The sequence below is a fragment of the Janthinobacterium sp. B9-8 genome, assembly GCF_000969645.2.
Classification (GTDB): Bacteria; Pseudomonadota; Gammaproteobacteria; order Burkholderiales; family Chitinibacteraceae; genus Iodobacter.
In genome coordinates, this window is record NZ_CP014222.1 from 453145 (window position 1) to 469859 (window position 16715).

The 16715-nt window shown below is 47.4% G+C and carries 16 protein-coding genes; 6 read left to right on the forward strand and 10 right to left on the reverse strand.

All coding sequences use genetic code 11. The features are described 5' to 3' along the window. The first annotated feature begins 3 nt into the window (after positions 1–3). Both VN23_RS01945 and VN23_RS01950 read left to right on the forward strand, forming a co-directional pair. A complete protein-coding gene (locus VN23_RS01945) occupies positions 4–1125 on the forward strand; it encodes a hypothetical protein (RefSeq protein WP_046353449.1) in 1122 nt (373 codons plus the stop codon). 54 nt (positions 1126–1179) lie between these two features. Then, complete coding sequence (locus tag VN23_RS01950; protein WP_046353448.1) at positions 1180–1548, forward strand: VOC family protein; 369 nt, start codon at positions 1180–1182, stop codon at positions 1546–1548. 237 nt (positions 1549–1785) lie between these two features. Here VN23_RS01950 and VN23_RS01955 read toward each other — a convergent pair whose 3' ends face one another. Then, the gene (locus tag VN23_RS01955; protein ID WP_046353447.1) at positions 1786–2643 is read right to left on the reverse strand and encodes an EamA family transporter; all 858 of its coding nucleotides are present in this window, start codon (positions 2641–2643) and stop codon (positions 1786–1788) included. Between the two features lie 326 nt (positions 2644–2969). Between VN23_RS01955 and VN23_RS01960 the strand changes: the two genes are divergently transcribed. Beyond that, a complete protein-coding gene (locus tag VN23_RS01960) occupies positions 2970–4853 on the forward strand; it encodes a methyl-accepting chemotaxis protein (protein ID WP_046353446.1) in 1884 nt (627 codons plus the stop codon). Between the two features lie 58 nt (positions 4854–4911). Here the strand turns inward: VN23_RS01960 and VN23_RS01965 are convergent, their stop codons facing one another. The 3 genes from VN23_RS01965 to VN23_RS01975 all read right to left on the reverse strand — a co-directional run bounded on the left by VN23_RS01965 (position 4912) and on the right by VN23_RS01975 (position 7672). Beyond that, on the reverse strand, positions 4912–5709 hold the full coding sequence (locus tag VN23_RS01965) for a head GIN domain-containing protein (RefSeq protein ID WP_052746781.1): 798 nt from the start codon (positions 5707–5709) through the stop codon (positions 4912–4914). A 130-nt stretch (positions 5710–5839) separates the two neighbouring features. Continuing rightward, entirely contained in the window at positions 5840–6751 is a 912-nt protein-coding gene (locus tag VN23_RS01970) for a 5'-nucleotidase (protein ID WP_046353445.1), read from the reverse strand. Positions 6752–6820: 69 nt separating this feature from the next. Then, the gene (locus VN23_RS01975) at positions 6821–7672 is read right to left on the reverse strand and encodes an AraC family transcriptional regulator (protein WP_052746780.1); all 852 of its coding nucleotides are present in this window, start codon (positions 7670–7672) and stop codon (positions 6821–6823) included. A 120-nt stretch (positions 7673–7792) separates the two neighbouring features. On the opposite strand from VN23_RS01975, the gene VN23_RS01980 reads away from it, so the two are divergent. After that, on the forward strand, positions 7793–8434 hold the full coding sequence (locus VN23_RS01980; RefSeq protein ID WP_046353444.1) for an HAD-IA family hydrolase: 642 nt from the start codon (positions 7793–7795) through the stop codon (positions 8432–8434). After that, positions 8431–8691, forward strand: a complete 261-nt coding sequence (locus VN23_RS01985) for a SemiSWEET transporter (protein ID WP_046353443.1) — start codon at positions 8431–8433, stop codon at positions 8689–8691. Before VN23_RS01980 ends, VN23_RS01985 begins: the two co-directional genes overlap by 4 nt. A 76-nt stretch (positions 8692–8767) precedes the next feature. Here VN23_RS01985 and VN23_RS01990 read toward each other — a convergent pair whose 3' ends face one another. Next, entirely contained in the window at positions 8768–9712 is a 945-nt protein-coding gene (locus VN23_RS01990; protein WP_046353442.1) for a DegV family protein, read from the reverse strand. A 316-nt stretch (positions 9713–10028) separates the two neighbouring features. Here VN23_RS01990 and argJ point away from each other — a divergent pair, with 316 nt between their 5' ends. Continuing rightward, entirely contained in the window at positions 10029–11258 is a 1230-nt protein-coding gene (argJ, locus tag VN23_RS01995; RefSeq protein WP_046353441.1) for a bifunctional glutamate N-acetyltransferase/amino-acid acetyltransferase ArgJ, read from the forward strand. 57 nt (positions 11259–11315) lie between these two features. On the opposite strand, the gene VN23_RS02000 is transcribed toward argJ, so the two are convergent. The 5 genes from VN23_RS02000 to VN23_RS02020 form a co-directional block, all read right to left on the reverse strand. After that, a complete protein-coding gene (locus VN23_RS02000) occupies positions 11316–11657 on the reverse strand; it encodes a zinc ribbon domain-containing protein YjdM (protein WP_046353440.1) in 342 nt (113 codons plus the stop codon). A 201-nt stretch (positions 11658–11858) separates the two neighbouring features. Beyond that, positions 11859–13451 carry a jacalin-like lectin gene (locus VN23_RS02005; protein WP_082752548.1) on the reverse strand — a complete coding sequence of 531 codons (1593 nt, stop codon included), beginning with the start codon at positions 13449–13451 and terminating at the stop codon, positions 11859–11861. A 402-nt stretch (positions 13452–13853) separates the two neighbouring features. After that, positions 13854–14627 (reverse strand): MetQ/NlpA family ABC transporter substrate-binding protein, encoded by a 774-nt coding sequence (locus tag VN23_RS02010; protein ID WP_046353439.1) that lies wholly within the window; start codon positions 14625–14627, stop codon positions 13854–13856. Positions 14628–14719: 92 nt separating this feature from the next. Continuing rightward, positions 14720–15394, reverse strand: coding sequence for a methionine ABC transporter permease (locus VN23_RS02015; protein WP_046353438.1), 675 nt, complete (start codon positions 15392–15394; stop codon positions 14720–14722). Next, the gene (locus tag VN23_RS02020) at positions 15394–16401 is read right to left on the reverse strand and encodes a methionine ABC transporter ATP-binding protein (RefSeq protein ID WP_046353437.1); all 1008 of its coding nucleotides are present in this window, start codon (positions 16399–16401) and stop codon (positions 15394–15396) included. Before VN23_RS02020 ends, VN23_RS02015 begins: the two co-directional genes overlap by 1 nt. Positions 16402–16715: the final 314 nt, after the last annotated feature.

Genomic DNA, 16715 nt, shown 5'->3' on the forward strand with positions numbered 1-16715 from the left:
AGCATGCGTTGCTGGCTTTTCTTATTACTATGCGGTCACGCCATAGCCGGGCCTTTGATGGTGGAATCTCGCACTATGGCCTGGAAAGCCAAGGCAGAAGATGCGCCTCTCTACGCTGCGGGCTGGGCCAGAGGGGATATCAAAATGCCATATCTGCTGGGCGGGACTGATGTGGCAAATCGGATTAACGATGTTTTGTATTTATCGGTAGTGGGTATTGCGGCTCCGCTTAAAGCCGGAAAAACTTTTCAGCTTACTGAAAGTAGCGGCGAGCTGGATGGCACTGCATCACTGGATTTTAGCGTGCTGCGTAATGATGGGCGGATTTTCTCGCTGGCGATGAATGCAGAAGGTTGCGGCGCATATTGCGAATCCTATGTGCGTAGCTATAGCTTTGATACAGCAACAGGGCGGGCACTAAGCGCTGTTGATTTGTTTACGCCTAGCGGCTTAGCTGTTGTAGCAAAAGCGATGCAGGCAGAGCGTAAGCGTCGTTATATGGCACAGATAAAGGCCTTAAAGCGGCAACAGACGGCTTTGAAGCGTAGCAAGCTGTCTGATTTGAGTGATATCGAAGAGCGGATTGCTTTTAATGAAGAATGCCTAGGGCGAGAGCACCAGCAAAGTAGCTCGCAGCAGGATGCACTTTCTTATATGCGGTTTTCATTGCTCAAAAATAAAGCCGCTGTTTTTAGCTCTGGGCGTTGCAGTGCGCATGTGAATCGTGCGCTGGATGACGTGGATGAGATCGATTTAGTCCTTTTGCCTAAGGATTTGGCTGGTTTGCTGAATTCTTATGGTAAGGCTCTTTTATTAGAGCAAGCCAAGGTAGCGCCTCCCAATGATTTATTTGAGCAGGTTTTGCACGGAAAAATCGGTAATGCGGCCATTACCATGCGGCTTAATCGCCCCTATGAGGATGGCTCTTTTTCTGGCGTGTATTACTACGACAAATACCGCAAAGTGCTTTCCTTGCGCGGGGTGAAAAAAGATAGTCATTTAGAGTTGACCGAGCAGCTGGCAGAGAGCGATCAGGCAAAAATCAATTTAGATATCACAGGTGCTCAGTGGTTTGGGCAGTGGCTTGGAAACAATAAGCAAGTGCCTGTCATCTTAGGCTGGTAAAACGCGTTGGCAGATGAGGCTGCTCATCTATCTTGGATAAAGGAGGCTAAATCAATGAGTGCTTTGGAAGCAGTAGAAATTAAAGCGTTTATTCCTGCTAAAGACTATGCAATATCTAAGCAGTTTTATCAGGATATGGGTTTTACTCTGGCCTCTGATACAGAGGGTGTTGCATATTTTCATTACGGTAATTGCAGCTTTTTACTGCAAGATTTTTATGAAAAAGATCATGTAGAAAACTTTATGATGCATTTATTGGTTAAAGATGTGGTGGCATGGCATGCACATTTAATAGCACAAGATATGGTGAGCAAATATCAAATTCATATCTCTGATATAGAAACACAGCCTTGGAAAATGCTCGACTTTACAGTAACAGACCCTGGCGGCGTGCTCTGGAGAATTGGCCAGAATATTGCGTAGTTTTACAGGGGTGGCTTTAGCCAATCCTATCAACTTAAGCAAAACCTGCGGGAAATGATGCTTTTGTAGATTGGATTAGCTGGTTTATTCGCCTGTTTAAAGGGCGGATAAACCAGCGTAACCCAACATTTATGCGCACCCAGAATGTTGGGTTACGCGATAAAGCCCGCTAACCCAACCTACGAATTCTCCTTAAGTTGATAGGAGTGGATAAAAGATGCCACTGCCTCCGAAACATTAATACTTTTTCTGCCATGCCGATTTATTAATCAGTAGCGCCAGCAGCATAATCCCCCCGCCAATCATCAAACGCGGAATATCCTGCGCCTGATGCCAGAAGATTAAATTAATTATCAGCCCCACCGGAATATGCATATTATTCATCGCGCCTAAAGTGCCTGCATCGACCAAGCACGCGCCTTTATTCCACCAGTAAAAGCCAAGCGCTGATGCGGCAAGGCCTAAGAAGGCTAATACGGCGAATTCCTCCATATGCTGAGGAAGCTTGCTGGCATCACCAAAAATTAAAAATGAGGGCAGGGTAATCAGCAGTGCGCCAAGGAAGAAATAGCCAAAGCTGGCTGATTGCGGCTGTTGATCCGGGTAGTATTTATTTAAATATCGATATCCCACTTGCCCAGCGGCAAAGGTGAGATTAGCCAGCTGCAATAATAAAAAGCCATTTAAGGCATGACTATCAATTTGATTGTAGCGAATCACTAAAGAGCCTAATACGGCGATTAAAGCTGCGGCTAAGGCGCGGGGATTAAAATATTTTTGCAATAAATCGTCGAGCAGGGTGATATAAATTGGTGTGAAAATCGTAAACAGCAGCACCTCTGCCACGCTTAAAAACTGGAATGACCGATAAAGGCATAAATAGGTGATGCCAAATTGCAATGCACCCGCAGCCATCGTGCCTAGTTTGCGCATTGCGCTAATGCCTGCCCAGCGGGTAAAGGGCAGAAAAACAAGGCCCGCGATGGCGACACGGCTGAGTACGGCAAAATCGCTATCGACATGACCTGCCAGAAATACGCCAATAAGATTAAACGATAGGGCCCAAACAACGGTGATAAAGGCGAGATAAGGCAAGAATTTAATCCTCTTTATAAAGTCTTTGATTTTAAATGGTTTACTCTTTTGTAAGCGGGACAAGGCACTATTCTTTTATACATTCACTTATTCATGTAAACACGAATTAAGCCAGTGAAGGAATGCTTACAAAAGTTGCCGTGTTGCGGCTTGTAATCTAAAAAGAATGGGTAGTTTTAATAAATTAACACACGCTAATTTAACGTAGTTTCGGCTGAGTTGCCTTGCTGATATGGGCTTTGCAGTAGAATGCGCTGCAAATTTCATTCGATGTCAGTAAGCATTTAGGCGGGGCCTTGTACTCACCATTTTGGAGTGTCATCGCAATGAAGATAAGCCATAAAGTAGGTCTGGCTGCTGCGCTGGTATTGTTGCTGACTGCCAGTTTGCTCTCTATCAGCCAAATTAATCAGATACGTGGCACTTTACGTAGCCAGGCCGAATCCACAATTACAGAATCGAGCAATGTGCTCGCCAGGCAAATTGAAAACTGGCTGAATGGTAAATTGCAGCTGATTGATTTGGTAGCCCAAAATATTGATGCTAAATACAGTAATGAGCAAATTGAGCAGTCTTTTGCTCTGCCCGGTTTAAAAGATCAATTTTTATTGATGTTTGGCGGCTTGGAAGAAAATGGCGGTAAGCGGATTACTAATGATCCGACATGGAATCCGCCAGATTGGGATGCGCGTAAACGTCCTTGGTATCCTGTGGCAAAAGCAGCGGCTAAGGCGGTGCTTACCGAGCCCTATGCGGATGCGGGATCGGGTGAGATTTTAATTTCTGCTGTGGCCAGATTCTCTGATAAAGGGGAATTTAAAGGCGCTTTCGGTGGAGATTTAAGTCTTAAAACGGTTTCAGATGCAGTAAATACGCTGGATTATAATCATGCGGGTTATGCTTTTTTGCTGAGTAAATCAGGCAAAATTATTTCTCATCCCAAGCCAGAATTAAATGGTAAAAATTATAGTGATTTATTTGATGGCAGCAGCCCTGCTCTGGAAAAACCCCTGAGTCCTGTACAAGGAAGTGGTAAAAAACTTTTAGTCTCTTTTACTCCCCTGAGTAATTTAAAAGGGATGGATTGGTATATCGGGGTAGTGCTGGATGAAGAAATATTAATGGCAGAAGCCAATGCGCTCAGCTGGCGCTCTGCGGTTGGAACGATCGTTGGCGTATTGCTTAGTATGCTGATACTGGGTTTGTTAATGGCTAAATTACTTAAGCCACTTGAACATTTAAATCATTCCTTGCATGAAATTAATCGGGGGGAAGGAGATTTAACCAGCCGCTTGCCTATTATTGGTAACGATGAAATTGCCCATGTTTCTCAAGAATTTAATTACTTTTTACAAACTTTGCAGACCTTAATCAGCGAAGTAAAAAATAGCTCGGTTTTGGTCAGGGAAAGTACGGTTTTTACTTCCGATGCGGCCAATCAAGCGTCCGGGCGCTTGCAAGTGCAATTGCAAGAGCTGGATCAGCTTGCAGTTTCTATGCAGGATATGTCGGCAAAAGCAGAAGAAGTGGCAAGTAATGCACAGGCTGCAGCGCAAGCGGCAGTGACGGCGAATGATGAGACTGAAAGTGGTGTGGCCTTGGTATCCCGCTCTACAGAGGCGATTCAGCGCCTTGCCGATGAAATGAACGATACCAGCCAGGCGATTAATGAGTTGGCCAAATTAAGTCAGAATATCGAATCCATTTTATCGGTTATTACCAGTATTGCGGACCAGACTAATTTACTTGCGCTGAATGCGGCGATTGAAGCGGCCCGGGCCGGGGAAGCCGGGCGGGGGTTTGCTGTGGTGGCCGATGAAGTGCGTAAATTGGCCTCGCTTACCCAGCAATCCACACGGGAGATTCGCGATATGATCGATCAATTGCGTACCGGTGTGAAGCAGGCTGAAGAGAGAATGCAGCAAAGCAGTAATACCGCCAGTATTACGGCCACCGAGGCGGGGGCTGCAAATGAAATGCTAGGCCGAATTAGAGAGGGTATTACCCGGATTAATAATATGAATTTGCAAATTGCCATTGCTGCCGGTGAGCAAAGCTCAACCACCGAAGTGATTAACCGCAATACCACTAATATCCGGGATATTAGCCATGCCGTGGCGAATGGGGCAGATAGCCAAGTGAAGCAATGCGCCGTTATGGTTGATCAGGTCAGTAATCAGGATCAATTATTAGACCGGTTTAAAGTTTAAAGTGTAATGATGGGCATCGCCGCTACAGATCAGGGGCGATGCCTATTTTATTGATCGTTCAGATTGGAAATGCGCCTACACGTTTTAATGTGCCTGAACCCATCATAGATAAATGGGTTTGCGGATCGCCATAGTACTGAATATTGCCCGAGCCAGCCACGCTGGCACTCAGTTTGTTTTGCGCGGCCACAATAATTTGACCCGATCCCGCTACGCTAAGGCTCACTTCTTTGGCTTTTAATTGTGCAGTATCAATTCGGCCAGAGCCGCCAATAGAAATAGACAGTTTATTCGTAATGCCAGCCGCTTTAAATGAGCCGCTACCGCCTAAAGAGAGATCCAGCCCCTCATTTTTTAATGATTGAATTGCTGCTCCACCTGAGCCACCTAAATTGACGCTTAAATCAGCAGCATCTAGTTTGTTCAACAGGATTTTCCCTGAGCCACCTACATTAATACTGAATTTTTTTGCACTCAATACAGGGGCTGTGATCGTGCCAGAGCCGCTTAAATTAAGGCTATTAATATTCTTAACGTGCACAATAATATTGAGTGTTTTAGTTTCTAAATCAAATTTCTTATGGCGGATTTTAAGTGTGCCATTTTCCACGATGGTTTCAATGACCGGAATAATATTATCGTCGCTTTCAATACTGATGCTTTCGGTATTGTCCTGGATAACTTCTACCCGGCCAGTGGTTTCACTGCTAATGGCTGTAAAAGCAGCAAGCGGGCGAGTTTGTTTTTCTATTTTCCCAGATCCTTGAATTGTTTTAGTGAATAGGGAGAAGGCGTGGGCGTTGCTAAATTGAAAAACAAACAGGCCTAGAAAGATGAGACGAGCGAGGCGGTTCATTTTTATTCCTTACGTTGGTTGTAGAGATAATCCGCTTAAACTGTTAATAATTATGATATGGTCGTAAGTGTTTGGCTGTAGCAATGCGATGCGCTGTGTAAAGCGTGGCATAGATTGTCGTTTTAGCGGCCTAGTTTGCAACTGGCCTGTAGTTGGAAATTCCTGCGGCCACATGGGCGGTTGGCGCAACGCTGGCGGCTGAATCGCAGTGGCCTGTTTGGTCATCAAAAAATAAATCAGGCGCAAATACTTTAAGGAAAGGGCCTTTTTCTAAGCCGCCTAAAAAGTAAGCCTCGTCGATCTGAATATTCCAGCTCATTAGGGTGCGAATCGCTCGCTCATGCGCGGGTGCGCTGCGTGCCGTTACAAGGGCGGTGCGGATTTTCATGGGGGCGTCGCCCGCATCTTGTTGCAGGCGGTGCAAGGCTTGTAGAAAGGATTTGAATGGGCCGGGTGGTAAAGGCTGCTGCACTTTGGCGCTTTCATGCGCCTGAAAAGCGAGCAAGCCATCTTGCTGGAAAACACGCTCTGCTTCATCCGAAAACAGCACGGCGTCGCCATCAAAGGCGATGCGAATTTCATCGGGGTGCTGTTCAGCGCTGGCAGACTTTGGGTAAACCCGCGCCGCAGCAAAATCGGCCGCCAGCGCATCACGCACATCGGCCTCATCGGCAGATAAAAATAGGTTGGCCTGCAAAGGCTTTAAAAATGACCACGCTGGTCGCCCGCGAGTAAACACGCCACGCAGCAGTGGCAGGCCATGGGTATAGCAAGATTTAAATACGCGTAAGCCGCTAACCGGATCGTTGCGCGAAAGAATCACTACTTCCACCCGCTGATGCTCCGGGCTATTAAAGGCCAGCAGCTTTTTGACCAGCGAATAAGCCATACCGGGCGCAGCAGGCTCGTCGATTTTCTCCAGCTGTAAAGCCATATAGGGCAGATCGTCGGCCTGATCAAAGATTTGATTTTCGGCTTCAAAATCAAATAGGGCGCGGGATGAAATAGCGATAACTAACTGGCCGTCTAGTGATGCAGGCATGGTGGGTCTTTTTAGGTGGAATGATTGAGCTTAGCAAAAAATGTAAGTGCTACGATAGCTCTTTGCAAGTTAGGTGTGGGGCTTGGGCAGGCGGTATTGTTTACGGTAGCAGGCGGGTGAGCTGCCTTTTAGTTCGGTAAATTTACGATAAAACTGGCTAAGGCTGGGAAAGCCACTGTCTTGGGCTAAAGCAGGAATAGATTGCTCGCTGCTGAGCAAAAGCTGGCAAGCGTGGCTGATGCGTATTTGGGCCAGTAGGGCGCTAAAGCTGGTTTTCATTTGCTCAGCAAATAGACGCTTGATGGTGGCCGTGCTGGCTTTGGCGGCAATGGCTAAATCGTTAAGTGTTACTTGCTGGGCAAAATGAGCTTGTAAATAGCCAAGCGCGGCATTTAAGCGCCGGTCTTGCTCCCCACGATGAGGCTCGCCTTGTAAAAGCCGTTGCTCTGGATCTTGTTGTAAGCGGGACAAAATCTCTAGCAGGCAAGCCAGCCGTGCTAAGCCGCGCAGCTCATGTAATTGGGCAAAGCGCGGTGCTAGCTCTGCGCAGGTGGCTGGGCCAAAAATCACTCCCATACGAATTTGCCCAAGCCATTGGCAAAGCGGCAATAGTTCGGGCGCGCCTTGCTTGGCTAAGGTTTGTAACCATTCCAGCGTAAAGTAAGCCACTTGTACTTCTTTTAAATCGCCTTCCGGCGCCGAATGCCAGGTATGTGCTTGGTTGGGGGCGACTAGAGCTAAATCGAGTTCAGTAAACGCGCTAGCATCGCTGCCGATATAACGTGTGCCGTGGGCGTGTTGGGTGAAGGTGAGCTCGAACTCTGGATGGTAATGCCACTGAAACGGGCATAACTGGGCTTTGGAGTAAAGATACTGCCAGCCTTGCCCCTGAGTGTTCCCCACCCATTCTCTGATTAACATCTTGCTGCTCTGATAAGGAATGAGCTGATTGTAGAAGAAATGGAGCTAGCTCTGGAACTTTATGCAAAAAATATAAGGCAGAATTTAGGGTATCTAAAGGATGTTTTCAGGAGCAGAACAATGATTTTAACGGCACGCGCTTTTTTATTTGATATGGACGGCACACTGGTTGATTCATCAAGCAAAGTAGAAGCCGTCTGGACGGCTTGGTGCCAGCGCCACGGTGTGGATTTAAATCAGGTGATGGCGATTCAGCAGGGTGTGCGTTCAGAAGACACGATCCGTCGTGTGGCACCCCATTTAGATGCGGTGTTAGAAGGCCGCTGGATTGATCAATATGAGGCAGGGGATTGCGAAGGGATTGTAGAAATCCCTGGGGCCGCTAAGTTGCTTGCCGCCTTGCCTGAGGCTTGCTGGACGGTGGCCACTTCGGCGGGCTTAGCGCTGGCTAGCAATCGCTTGGCTTACTGCCAGCTACCCGTGCCCCCACATATTGTTTGTGCAGAAGACGTTAGCGCAGGTAAGCCGGATCCTCAAGCTTATCGAATGGCGGCTAGCCGATTAAACTTTGCACCTAGCGATTGCATTGCTTTTGAAGATGCACCCGCAGGGGTGGCCAGTGCCTTGGCTGCAGGCTGCGCCGTGGTGCAGATTGGCGGAGCACATAAATTGCATCCAGATGTCTTGGCGGTGTTGCCAGATTGGCTGGGTGTAACGGTGGCGGTGGATAATGGGTCTTTATTCTTGAGCCTTCCAAAATGAGCACTTTGAATTTACTGGGCTTTGCTGCCGGAGCTTGCACTACTGCGGCATTTATTCCGCAAGTGTGGCAGGTGTGGTCTACCCGCTCTGCGAAAGATATTTCGCTGGGTATGTATCTGGTGTTTGTAATGGGGGTGCTGCTCTGGCTGGTTTATGGCGTATTTACCAAAGAGCTACCGCTGATTATTGCTAACGCCATAACGCTGGCCTTGGCTGGGGCGGTATTGGCAATGAAATTGTATTTTGAGCGGAAGTAATTATGAGGGCGAGCCGGTACTTATTAGGGCGCGCAAGGACTTGCATACCCTGTACTCGCCTTCTCCTTAGCACCGCTTAATCCAGCACTGCCTCAATCTCAGATGCAAAGGCAATGGCCATTCCGCCAGAGCCAATATTAACCCCGGCAGTGGTGCTCATTTCGCAGAGCAGCAATTGCACGGCGTATTGTTTGCAGGCGTGTTTTAATTTTTGATAGGCAGGCATATCGGTGACTACAGCAGGATCGCCGCCGTAGCTTACGCAAATGGTGGGTGCAATCAGGCCGCGTTCAAGATGGGCTTGGGCTAAAGAGAATAGCTTTTCTACACCGGCATTAAAGCCATGAATGCGTGCAACCGGTGTTGTTTCGCCGCGATAGGCGCGCACAACGGGCTTAATATCTAATGCGCTGCCCAGTGCATAGGATAAAAAGCCCACACTTTTATCGCCTTTACGCCGTGCCTGATGGCGTAATTGGCCTAAATCGGCTGGCATTAAAAAACCCTGTGCGGTTTGTGTTACTCGCTCGATATGCTTGGCGATTTCTGAGCAGGGTGCTTGCAGGCTAATTAAACGGGCCACTTCAGCCACTACTAAGCCTTGGCCGGCAAAAATATTGGCGCTATCAAATACGCGTAATGAAAAAGGCTTGGTGATATGGGCTTGTTCCCGAATAGGCCGGTATTCGGTGAGAACGGTTCTGGCAGCCTGGCTGCAATGATTAAAAATTTGGCTACGGGATTGCATCACCGTTAAGCAAAATACGGAATCAAATTCTAAAACAAGGCGTGATAAAAATAATTCGCGGATTTGCTCGGCGGATAAGGGCTCTGATTCAAAATCAGCAACACCTGCCGCAGCTTGGCGGCGATAAAAGTCGCGTGTGGCAGCGGGGTCACGGTTGTCAATAAAAGTGCGGTCATTGCCATGAATGGTAATTGGCAAAATAACAATCTGGTGCTGATCTAAAAAATCGCGAGGTAAATCGCAGCAGGAGTCCGTGACTAAGCCAATACGCATTGTTATCTCCTCAGGGGCATGATTTAGAATGACCGTCTTATGCGGTCTTTAAAACAAGGCAGTGCATTTTAAACGCATGATTTAGAGATATGCGCAATGCAATTTATCACCATCATCTCAGTTCTATTACAGGGATAAACCCTTATAAAAATAATCCGGTCATAAAATCATGTTCTGCTGCTTTGTTAAGATTTGAAAATATTCTTTTAAAACAAGGCCTATTTACTTGCTTTGGGTGTCCGCTCAATATTTGCCCCTGCAACGATGCAGAGGTGTTTTACAATCATCCTTTTTGCCCTTCACGGAGACTTCAGCCATGCCCGTTAATCTGCCTACACTCGATCCTAGCCAGCTTTATCCTGTTGCCGGAGTAGAACTCGGTATTGCCTCGGCAGGCGTTAAAACGGTTGGCCGTAAAGATGTGCTGGTGATGCGATTAGCCAAGGGCAGTCGCGCTGCTGGGGTGTTTACACTGAATAAATTTTGCGCCGCACCGGTGCGTATTTGCCGCAGCCACCTGAGCGACTCGGGCGAGATTCGTGCACTGGTGGTGAATACCGGTAATGCCAATGCGGGCACTGGTTTGGATGGCTATGAGCGCGCTAAAGAAATCTGCTTTGCACTGGCTGAGCGCTTGGATATTAGCCCGGCGCAAGTGCTGCCGTTTTCTACCGGCGTGATTTTAGAGCCGCTACCAGCCGACAAAATCATTGGCGCACTGGATGCGGCCATTAGCGATCTAAAACCGGCGAATTGGTTTGAAGCCGCCAATGCCATCATGACCACCGATGTGGCGCCCAAAGCCGCGAGCAAGAAAATTGTGCTGGATGGCAAAACCGTGACCCTAACGGGCATTAGCAAGGGTGCGGGCATGATTCACCCAAATATGGCGACCATGCTGGGCTATCTGGCGACCGATGCCGCCGTATCGCAGGCCGTATTGCAAGAGTTAGTCAGCTGGTCGTCAGATAGATCGTTTAACTCAATCACTGTGGATGGTGACACCAGCACTAACGACAGTTTTATTTTGATCGCTACAGGGCAAGCGGGTAACGCCGAAGTGACAGACACCAGCAGCGCAGATTTTATAACGCTGCGCGATGCGGTATTGGAAATCAGCCAAACACTGGCTAAAGCGATCATTCGCGATGGCGAAGGGGCAACCAAGTTCATCACCATTAATGTAGAAGGCGGCATCGATAGGGCTGAATGCAAGGCCGTTGGTTACGCCATTGGCAGATCGCCTTTGGTTAAAACAGCGTTCTTTGCTTCTGACCCTAATCTGGGCCGCATTCTTTGCGCGATCGGTTATTCGCAAGTTGAAAATCTGGATGTGGATAAGCTGGAGGTGTGGCTGGATGACGTGTTGGTAGCCAAAGATGGTGGCCGTTATGCGGGCTATAAGGAAGAAGATGGCCAGCGTGTGCTGAAGCAATCCGAAATCAGCATCACCGTAAAATTAAACCGTGGGCTTGAGTCTGCAACCATCTGGACTTGCGATTTCTCTTACGATTACGTAAAAATTAATGCGGATTATCGTAGCTAAAATACAGGGGAGCGGGGAGCAGGTTTTAAGACTCCTCACTCCCTGCTTTGTCAGGTATTAAGCTTTCTTTAGGAAACAAGCCTTCAGCATAAAATTACCCGCATCCATGCGGCAATCTACTTCATGATCGCCGCCAGACACCAAGCGAATACTTTTTACTTTAGAGCCTTGTTTTAGCACGGTGGAGGTGCCTTTTACTTTTAAATCTTTAATTAAAACAACTGCATCGCCATCCACTAGCACAGTGCCGTTGGAATCTTTTACGACCGTGTCGTCGCTGTCATCGCTCGCCACTTCTTGCATTGGCCACTCAAAACCACAGTCTGCGCAAACATAATTGTCTGCATCTGGGTAAGTGTTTTCTAAGGTGCATTGTGGGCAAGCTGGGATATTAGCCATGATGTTCTTTTTACTAAGTTGATTCAGATTCGTTGGATTATAACAGCTGGCATCATTTAAGGGCTTAGCAGGCGGGCTGGTATATCCGTGTACTTTGCACTTTCTTGTGGCTGCTCAATGGCCAGATGGGTTTGTGTTCATTCAGGCAGAAGAGGAGGCCATTGCTTTAATGGCTTCCTCTTCTGCGCTTAGTTAATGTGATTAACGTGGGCGAAAGCGAATACCCAAGCCATTGATGTATTCGCTGCTATGGCCAAAAAAGCCAATAATTTCATTTTGTGGTGGCACAGTAAAATTGAATGGTTTTAAGTTGCTAATGAATTCCGCGTTACCCATTACGGGCAGTAAGCGTTTATTGGTGCGAATCTTTAGCTGAGTAATACAGGTAACGTTGCCAAATTTATATTGCCCATATTGGCCAGACACCTCTGTAATATATTCATCATCAGTAAAAGTGATGGTAGTTAGCTCCCCGCCATTGCCGCCATGTTGCGGCATCGTTTGCGTGCCATATACAGCTTGTATTGCATCGATGATCTTGCCTGAGCGGATATAAAGTTGAGTTAACTTGGCATTTGCTGCGGGTTTATCGTCAAAGTTTCTACTTTGCTCGCCTGCCGGTCCTTCTTGCCAGCGCGCCAGCCATTCTTCATGAATTTGCGCTTTAAAGTCCAAATATGTCCAATCTGAATCTGGATCAAACTGCTTAATTTTTCCATCTTCAATGTAATCAAAGTATTCATAATGCTGGGTGTTATCAGCTTCGTATCGATAAGACTGGATTGTTGCGCAGAATTGATCTCCCTTGGGTTTTGGGTTAAATAATTGGTGAATCTGATAATAATCGGGAGTCAGAAAGGTGACTTCTTCTGTCTGGACGATTACTTTTCCCCAAGGCGTTAAAATTTTGGGACTGAGTGCTGCAAACCAAGACACCTGAATTTGCCCATACAATACTTTAATCACGGCACAGGCATCGCCGTGATCATGAATAGGCGAGCCATTGCCAGCAGGCCATATTTCTAATACATAGGGCTGGCCAGGGGAGTCCCCAAGATTGGTATCAATAGTGACGCGCAAGTAGCCAAATTCGGTCGGTTTTTCAGCTAGTTTTTTGTAGCAAATGCAATCAGGAGTCAGGATGGAGTGCTGGATGGCTTCGGGAAAATCAGGAAAGTCAGCAGGGCGCAAGCTCATTCCCTCACCGGCAACATTTGAATAAAGGTGCTGGCAAGCTTCTGGCAGATCCGAGATCACACTAATCTTATTGTCAGCCAGTAGCTCCAGCGTGACCGCATCCATAGAAACAATATGTGGGGATGGATCAAGATTTACAGGAATGGAGAGCAGCTGCAGCTTAGTTACCTCGGTATTTTGCACATCAATGTTATTGATCTCTGCGGTATTAAGCTGCTTATCTGATGCCTGTGCCCAGCTGTATTCAAAGAGCATGAGTGTGCGCAGCATCTCGCCTTTGCCATAGCGAATCCGTTTGTTATTGGTGTCCAGACTTAGCCAGTAGGGTTGGATCTCACCGCTAGGATTGAGCCCTATGCCTGCTTTCTTGGCGATTTCCGTGCCGTTGTAGAGAAGCCGGATTCCGCTGGCTTCAATTTCAAGGCGGATGGAGTTGCTATTGTCGCTTTTTAGTTCGATGGCAAATGCTTTGAATATGCTGGGCTGAACCGATACCGTTCCTTGCCCTTTTACTGGAAACTTGGCGGTGTTGCTGCCTTCTAGCGAACTATGGATCAGATGCTGTACTTGCTGATGTGGAGTGGTAGCGAGCTTCATTTTGACCTCTTAAAAGTTGTTGGTACTTAGCTAGGCTTGGATTATTACAGTGCCCATTGCAGGCATATATCGGCTTATACGGCTTGGTAAGTGGATAAATTCAAGCAATATTTCTATTGTTTGAAAGAATAATATTTATTTTAAGTAAGTTAATTTTGTAATTAATTTACAAAAAACTTACTTTATTAAATATTAAAAATGATGATAGTTCTTAATTTTTACTTTGTTAAAAATAAATGAGGCAAGAGAGTCTGGGCGTAGCAAGTCGATCATTTATTCGCAGGCCAGGCTTGATTTGATGTGGGAAAGGTCATATTCAGCAGGAGAATGTGCGGAGCTAGAGCGCATAAAAAACCCCAAGCTTCACAGCTTGGGGTTTTTATTAGGACAGGTTTTCAGCCATTAAAACGCTGGAACAATTGCGCCTTTGTATTTTTCAGAGATAAACGCTTTAACTGCCGGGCTGTTTAAGGCCGCGATCAGTTTTTTCATGGCCGGGCTGGCTGCGTTATCCGGGCGGGCTACCAGGATGTTGGCGTAAGGTGATTGTGCACCTTCGATAGCCAGTGCATCTTTGCTTGGGTTAAGGTTGGCTGCAAGGGCGTAGTTGGTGTTGATCAGGGCTAAATCAACTTGAGTCAGTACGCGTGGTAGGGTGGCTGCTTCCAGCTCACGGAATTTCAGCTTCTTGCTGTTTTCTACGATATCGCGGCTGGTAGACAGAATGTTTTTGCTGTCTTTCAGCTTAATGATGCCGGCCTTTTCCAGCAGCAACAGTGCGCGGCCGCCGTTGGTGGCGTCGTTAGGGATGGCAACGGTTGCGCCTTCGCTCAAATCTTTGAGTGATTTTACTTTGCTGGAGTACGCGCCAAATGGCTCTACATGCACCAGAGCAACGCTTTGCAAGCGTGTGCCTTTGCCTTTATTGAATTCATCCAGATAAGGTTTGTGCTGGAAGAAATTAGCATCTAGGCGTTTTTCTGCCAATTGCACATTCGGCTGCACGTAATCGGTAAACACTTTGATCTTTAGCTCTACGCCTTCTTTAGCCAGCTGTGGTTTTACAAATTCCAGCAGCTCGGCATGAGGAACAGCAGTCGCACCAATGGTGAGCGTATCGGCGGCTTGGGCATTAAAGGCTAAGGCAGCGGCCAGTAGTGCAATGATCTTTTTCATAAAAGTTTATTTCCTAGAAAGGTAAACACCAGAAAGCTGTTCATGTTTTAAGACATTCATCAGAGCAAAAGTTCGGCCATCATACTGGCTGATTATTTGCGACTAAAGTGCGTGACCAAACGATCGCCCACCATTTGTAAGATCTGTACCAGTATCAGCAGCAAGATGACCGTTACTACCATCACATCGGTTTGAAAGCGCTGATAGCCAAAGCGAATCGCTAAGTCCCCAAGGCCGCCGCCGCCGATCACACCTGACATTGCTGCATAAGATACTAAGGTAATAGCTGTTACGGTAATGGCGGCTAAAATCCCTGGAAGTGCTTCAGGTAGTAAGGCGCCAAATACGATCTGCCTTGTACTCGCCCCCATAGATTGGGTGGCTTCGATAATGCCGCGGTCTACTTCACGCAGCGCGGTTTCAACTAAGCGGGCGAAGAAAGGCGTGGCACCGACTACCAAAGGCGGGATTGCGCCAGCTACGCCCAGTGAGGTGCCTGCAATCAGTACTGTAAACGGGATCATGATAATCAGTAAGATCACAAACGGTACAGAGCGCAGTACGTTTACTAGAAAAGATAAAACCCCGTAAACCGCAGGCTGATCAAGCAGCTGGCGCTTGCCGGTTAGAAACAGCAATACGCCCAGCGGCAGGCCAAGCACTAGCGTAAAGACTAGGGAGCCTGCCAGCATCATCAGCGTATCTTGCCCTGCCAGCCAGATTTCTACCCAATCAATATTGGCGGTCAGTTGATTAAAGAATTCCATTAGCGTAATACCTCTACATCGATCCCTTCCGCGCTAAAGCGGGCGAGAGCCGCGTCTACATCGTGGCCACTCAGGGCAAGGGTAAGCTGGCCGCAAGGCGTATCTTTAATTCGCTCGATACGGCCGGCTAAAATACTGAAATCTACCGCGCAATCTCTGGCCACCGAGCCAAGAATAGGTTGGTAAGTCGATTCGCCAATAAAGGTCAGGCGCACGATTTTGCCTTCAACATGCTGGTAATCATCGTACTGCTTGTTTTCATCGATATGCTCGGCTTCGAAAACAAAGCGGCGGGTAGTGGGGTGCTTAGGGTGCAAAAATACTTGCGTAACCGGGCCTTCTTCCACAATCAAGCCGCCATCAATGACCGCCACGCGATCGCAAATGCTGCGGATGACATCCATTTCATGGGTGATTAAGACAATAGTTAGCCCTAGCCGCTTATTAATATCGAGCAATAATTGCAAAACCGATTGTGTGGTTTGCGGATCGAGCGCGCTGGTGGCTTCGTCGCAGAGCAGCACTTTAGGGCGATTAGCCAGTGCGCGGGCGATACCAACGCGCTGCTTTTGCCCGCCGGATAATTGTGCCGGGTATTTATCACGATGATCGGTGAGGCCTACGAGCGCCAGCAATTCATCCACGCGCTGCGCGATTTGCGCTTTATTGAGCGCGCCGGCAATTTTTAAGGGGAAGGCCACGTTTTCGGCTATGGTTTTGGAGCCAAGCAAATTAAAGTGCTGGAAAATCATGCCTACTTGTTGGCGCAGGCCACGCAGGGCCGAGGCATTCAGCTCGGTGACATCCTCGCCATCTAGCAAAATGCGCCCGCCAGTAGGGCGCTCTAAGAGATTGATCAGGCGAATCAGCGTGGATTTACCCGCGCCAGAATGACCAATAATGCCAAATACAGAACCAGCTGTAACCGATAAAGACACACCAGCAAGTGCCGGGATATCACGGCCATCAACCCGATATGCCTTGCTGACGTTTTCAAGTTTAATCACGGAAATACAAACCTTGTGGGCTTAATTTATAAAATTGATTGCCCTTGGCAGGCGTTTTTTTAGCTGCTCAGAGCAAGCTGCAAGCAGGCAGGTGGTGATTTTAATGCCCAATCATATAATTCCAAAATCTTTAATATGATATGTAAAGTAGCAAAAAACATAAAACGGCCAGACAGTGTGTTGTCGGGCCGTTTTTTAATGCAGTAGCCCGGCTGGGGCCTGAGTATTTTCGGCGCGGCTAAGCGCTGAGTTTGTAAGGATTATACGCGTTTCAAACAGGCTCTCGTGATAAAGGTCATTTTAAATCACTACAG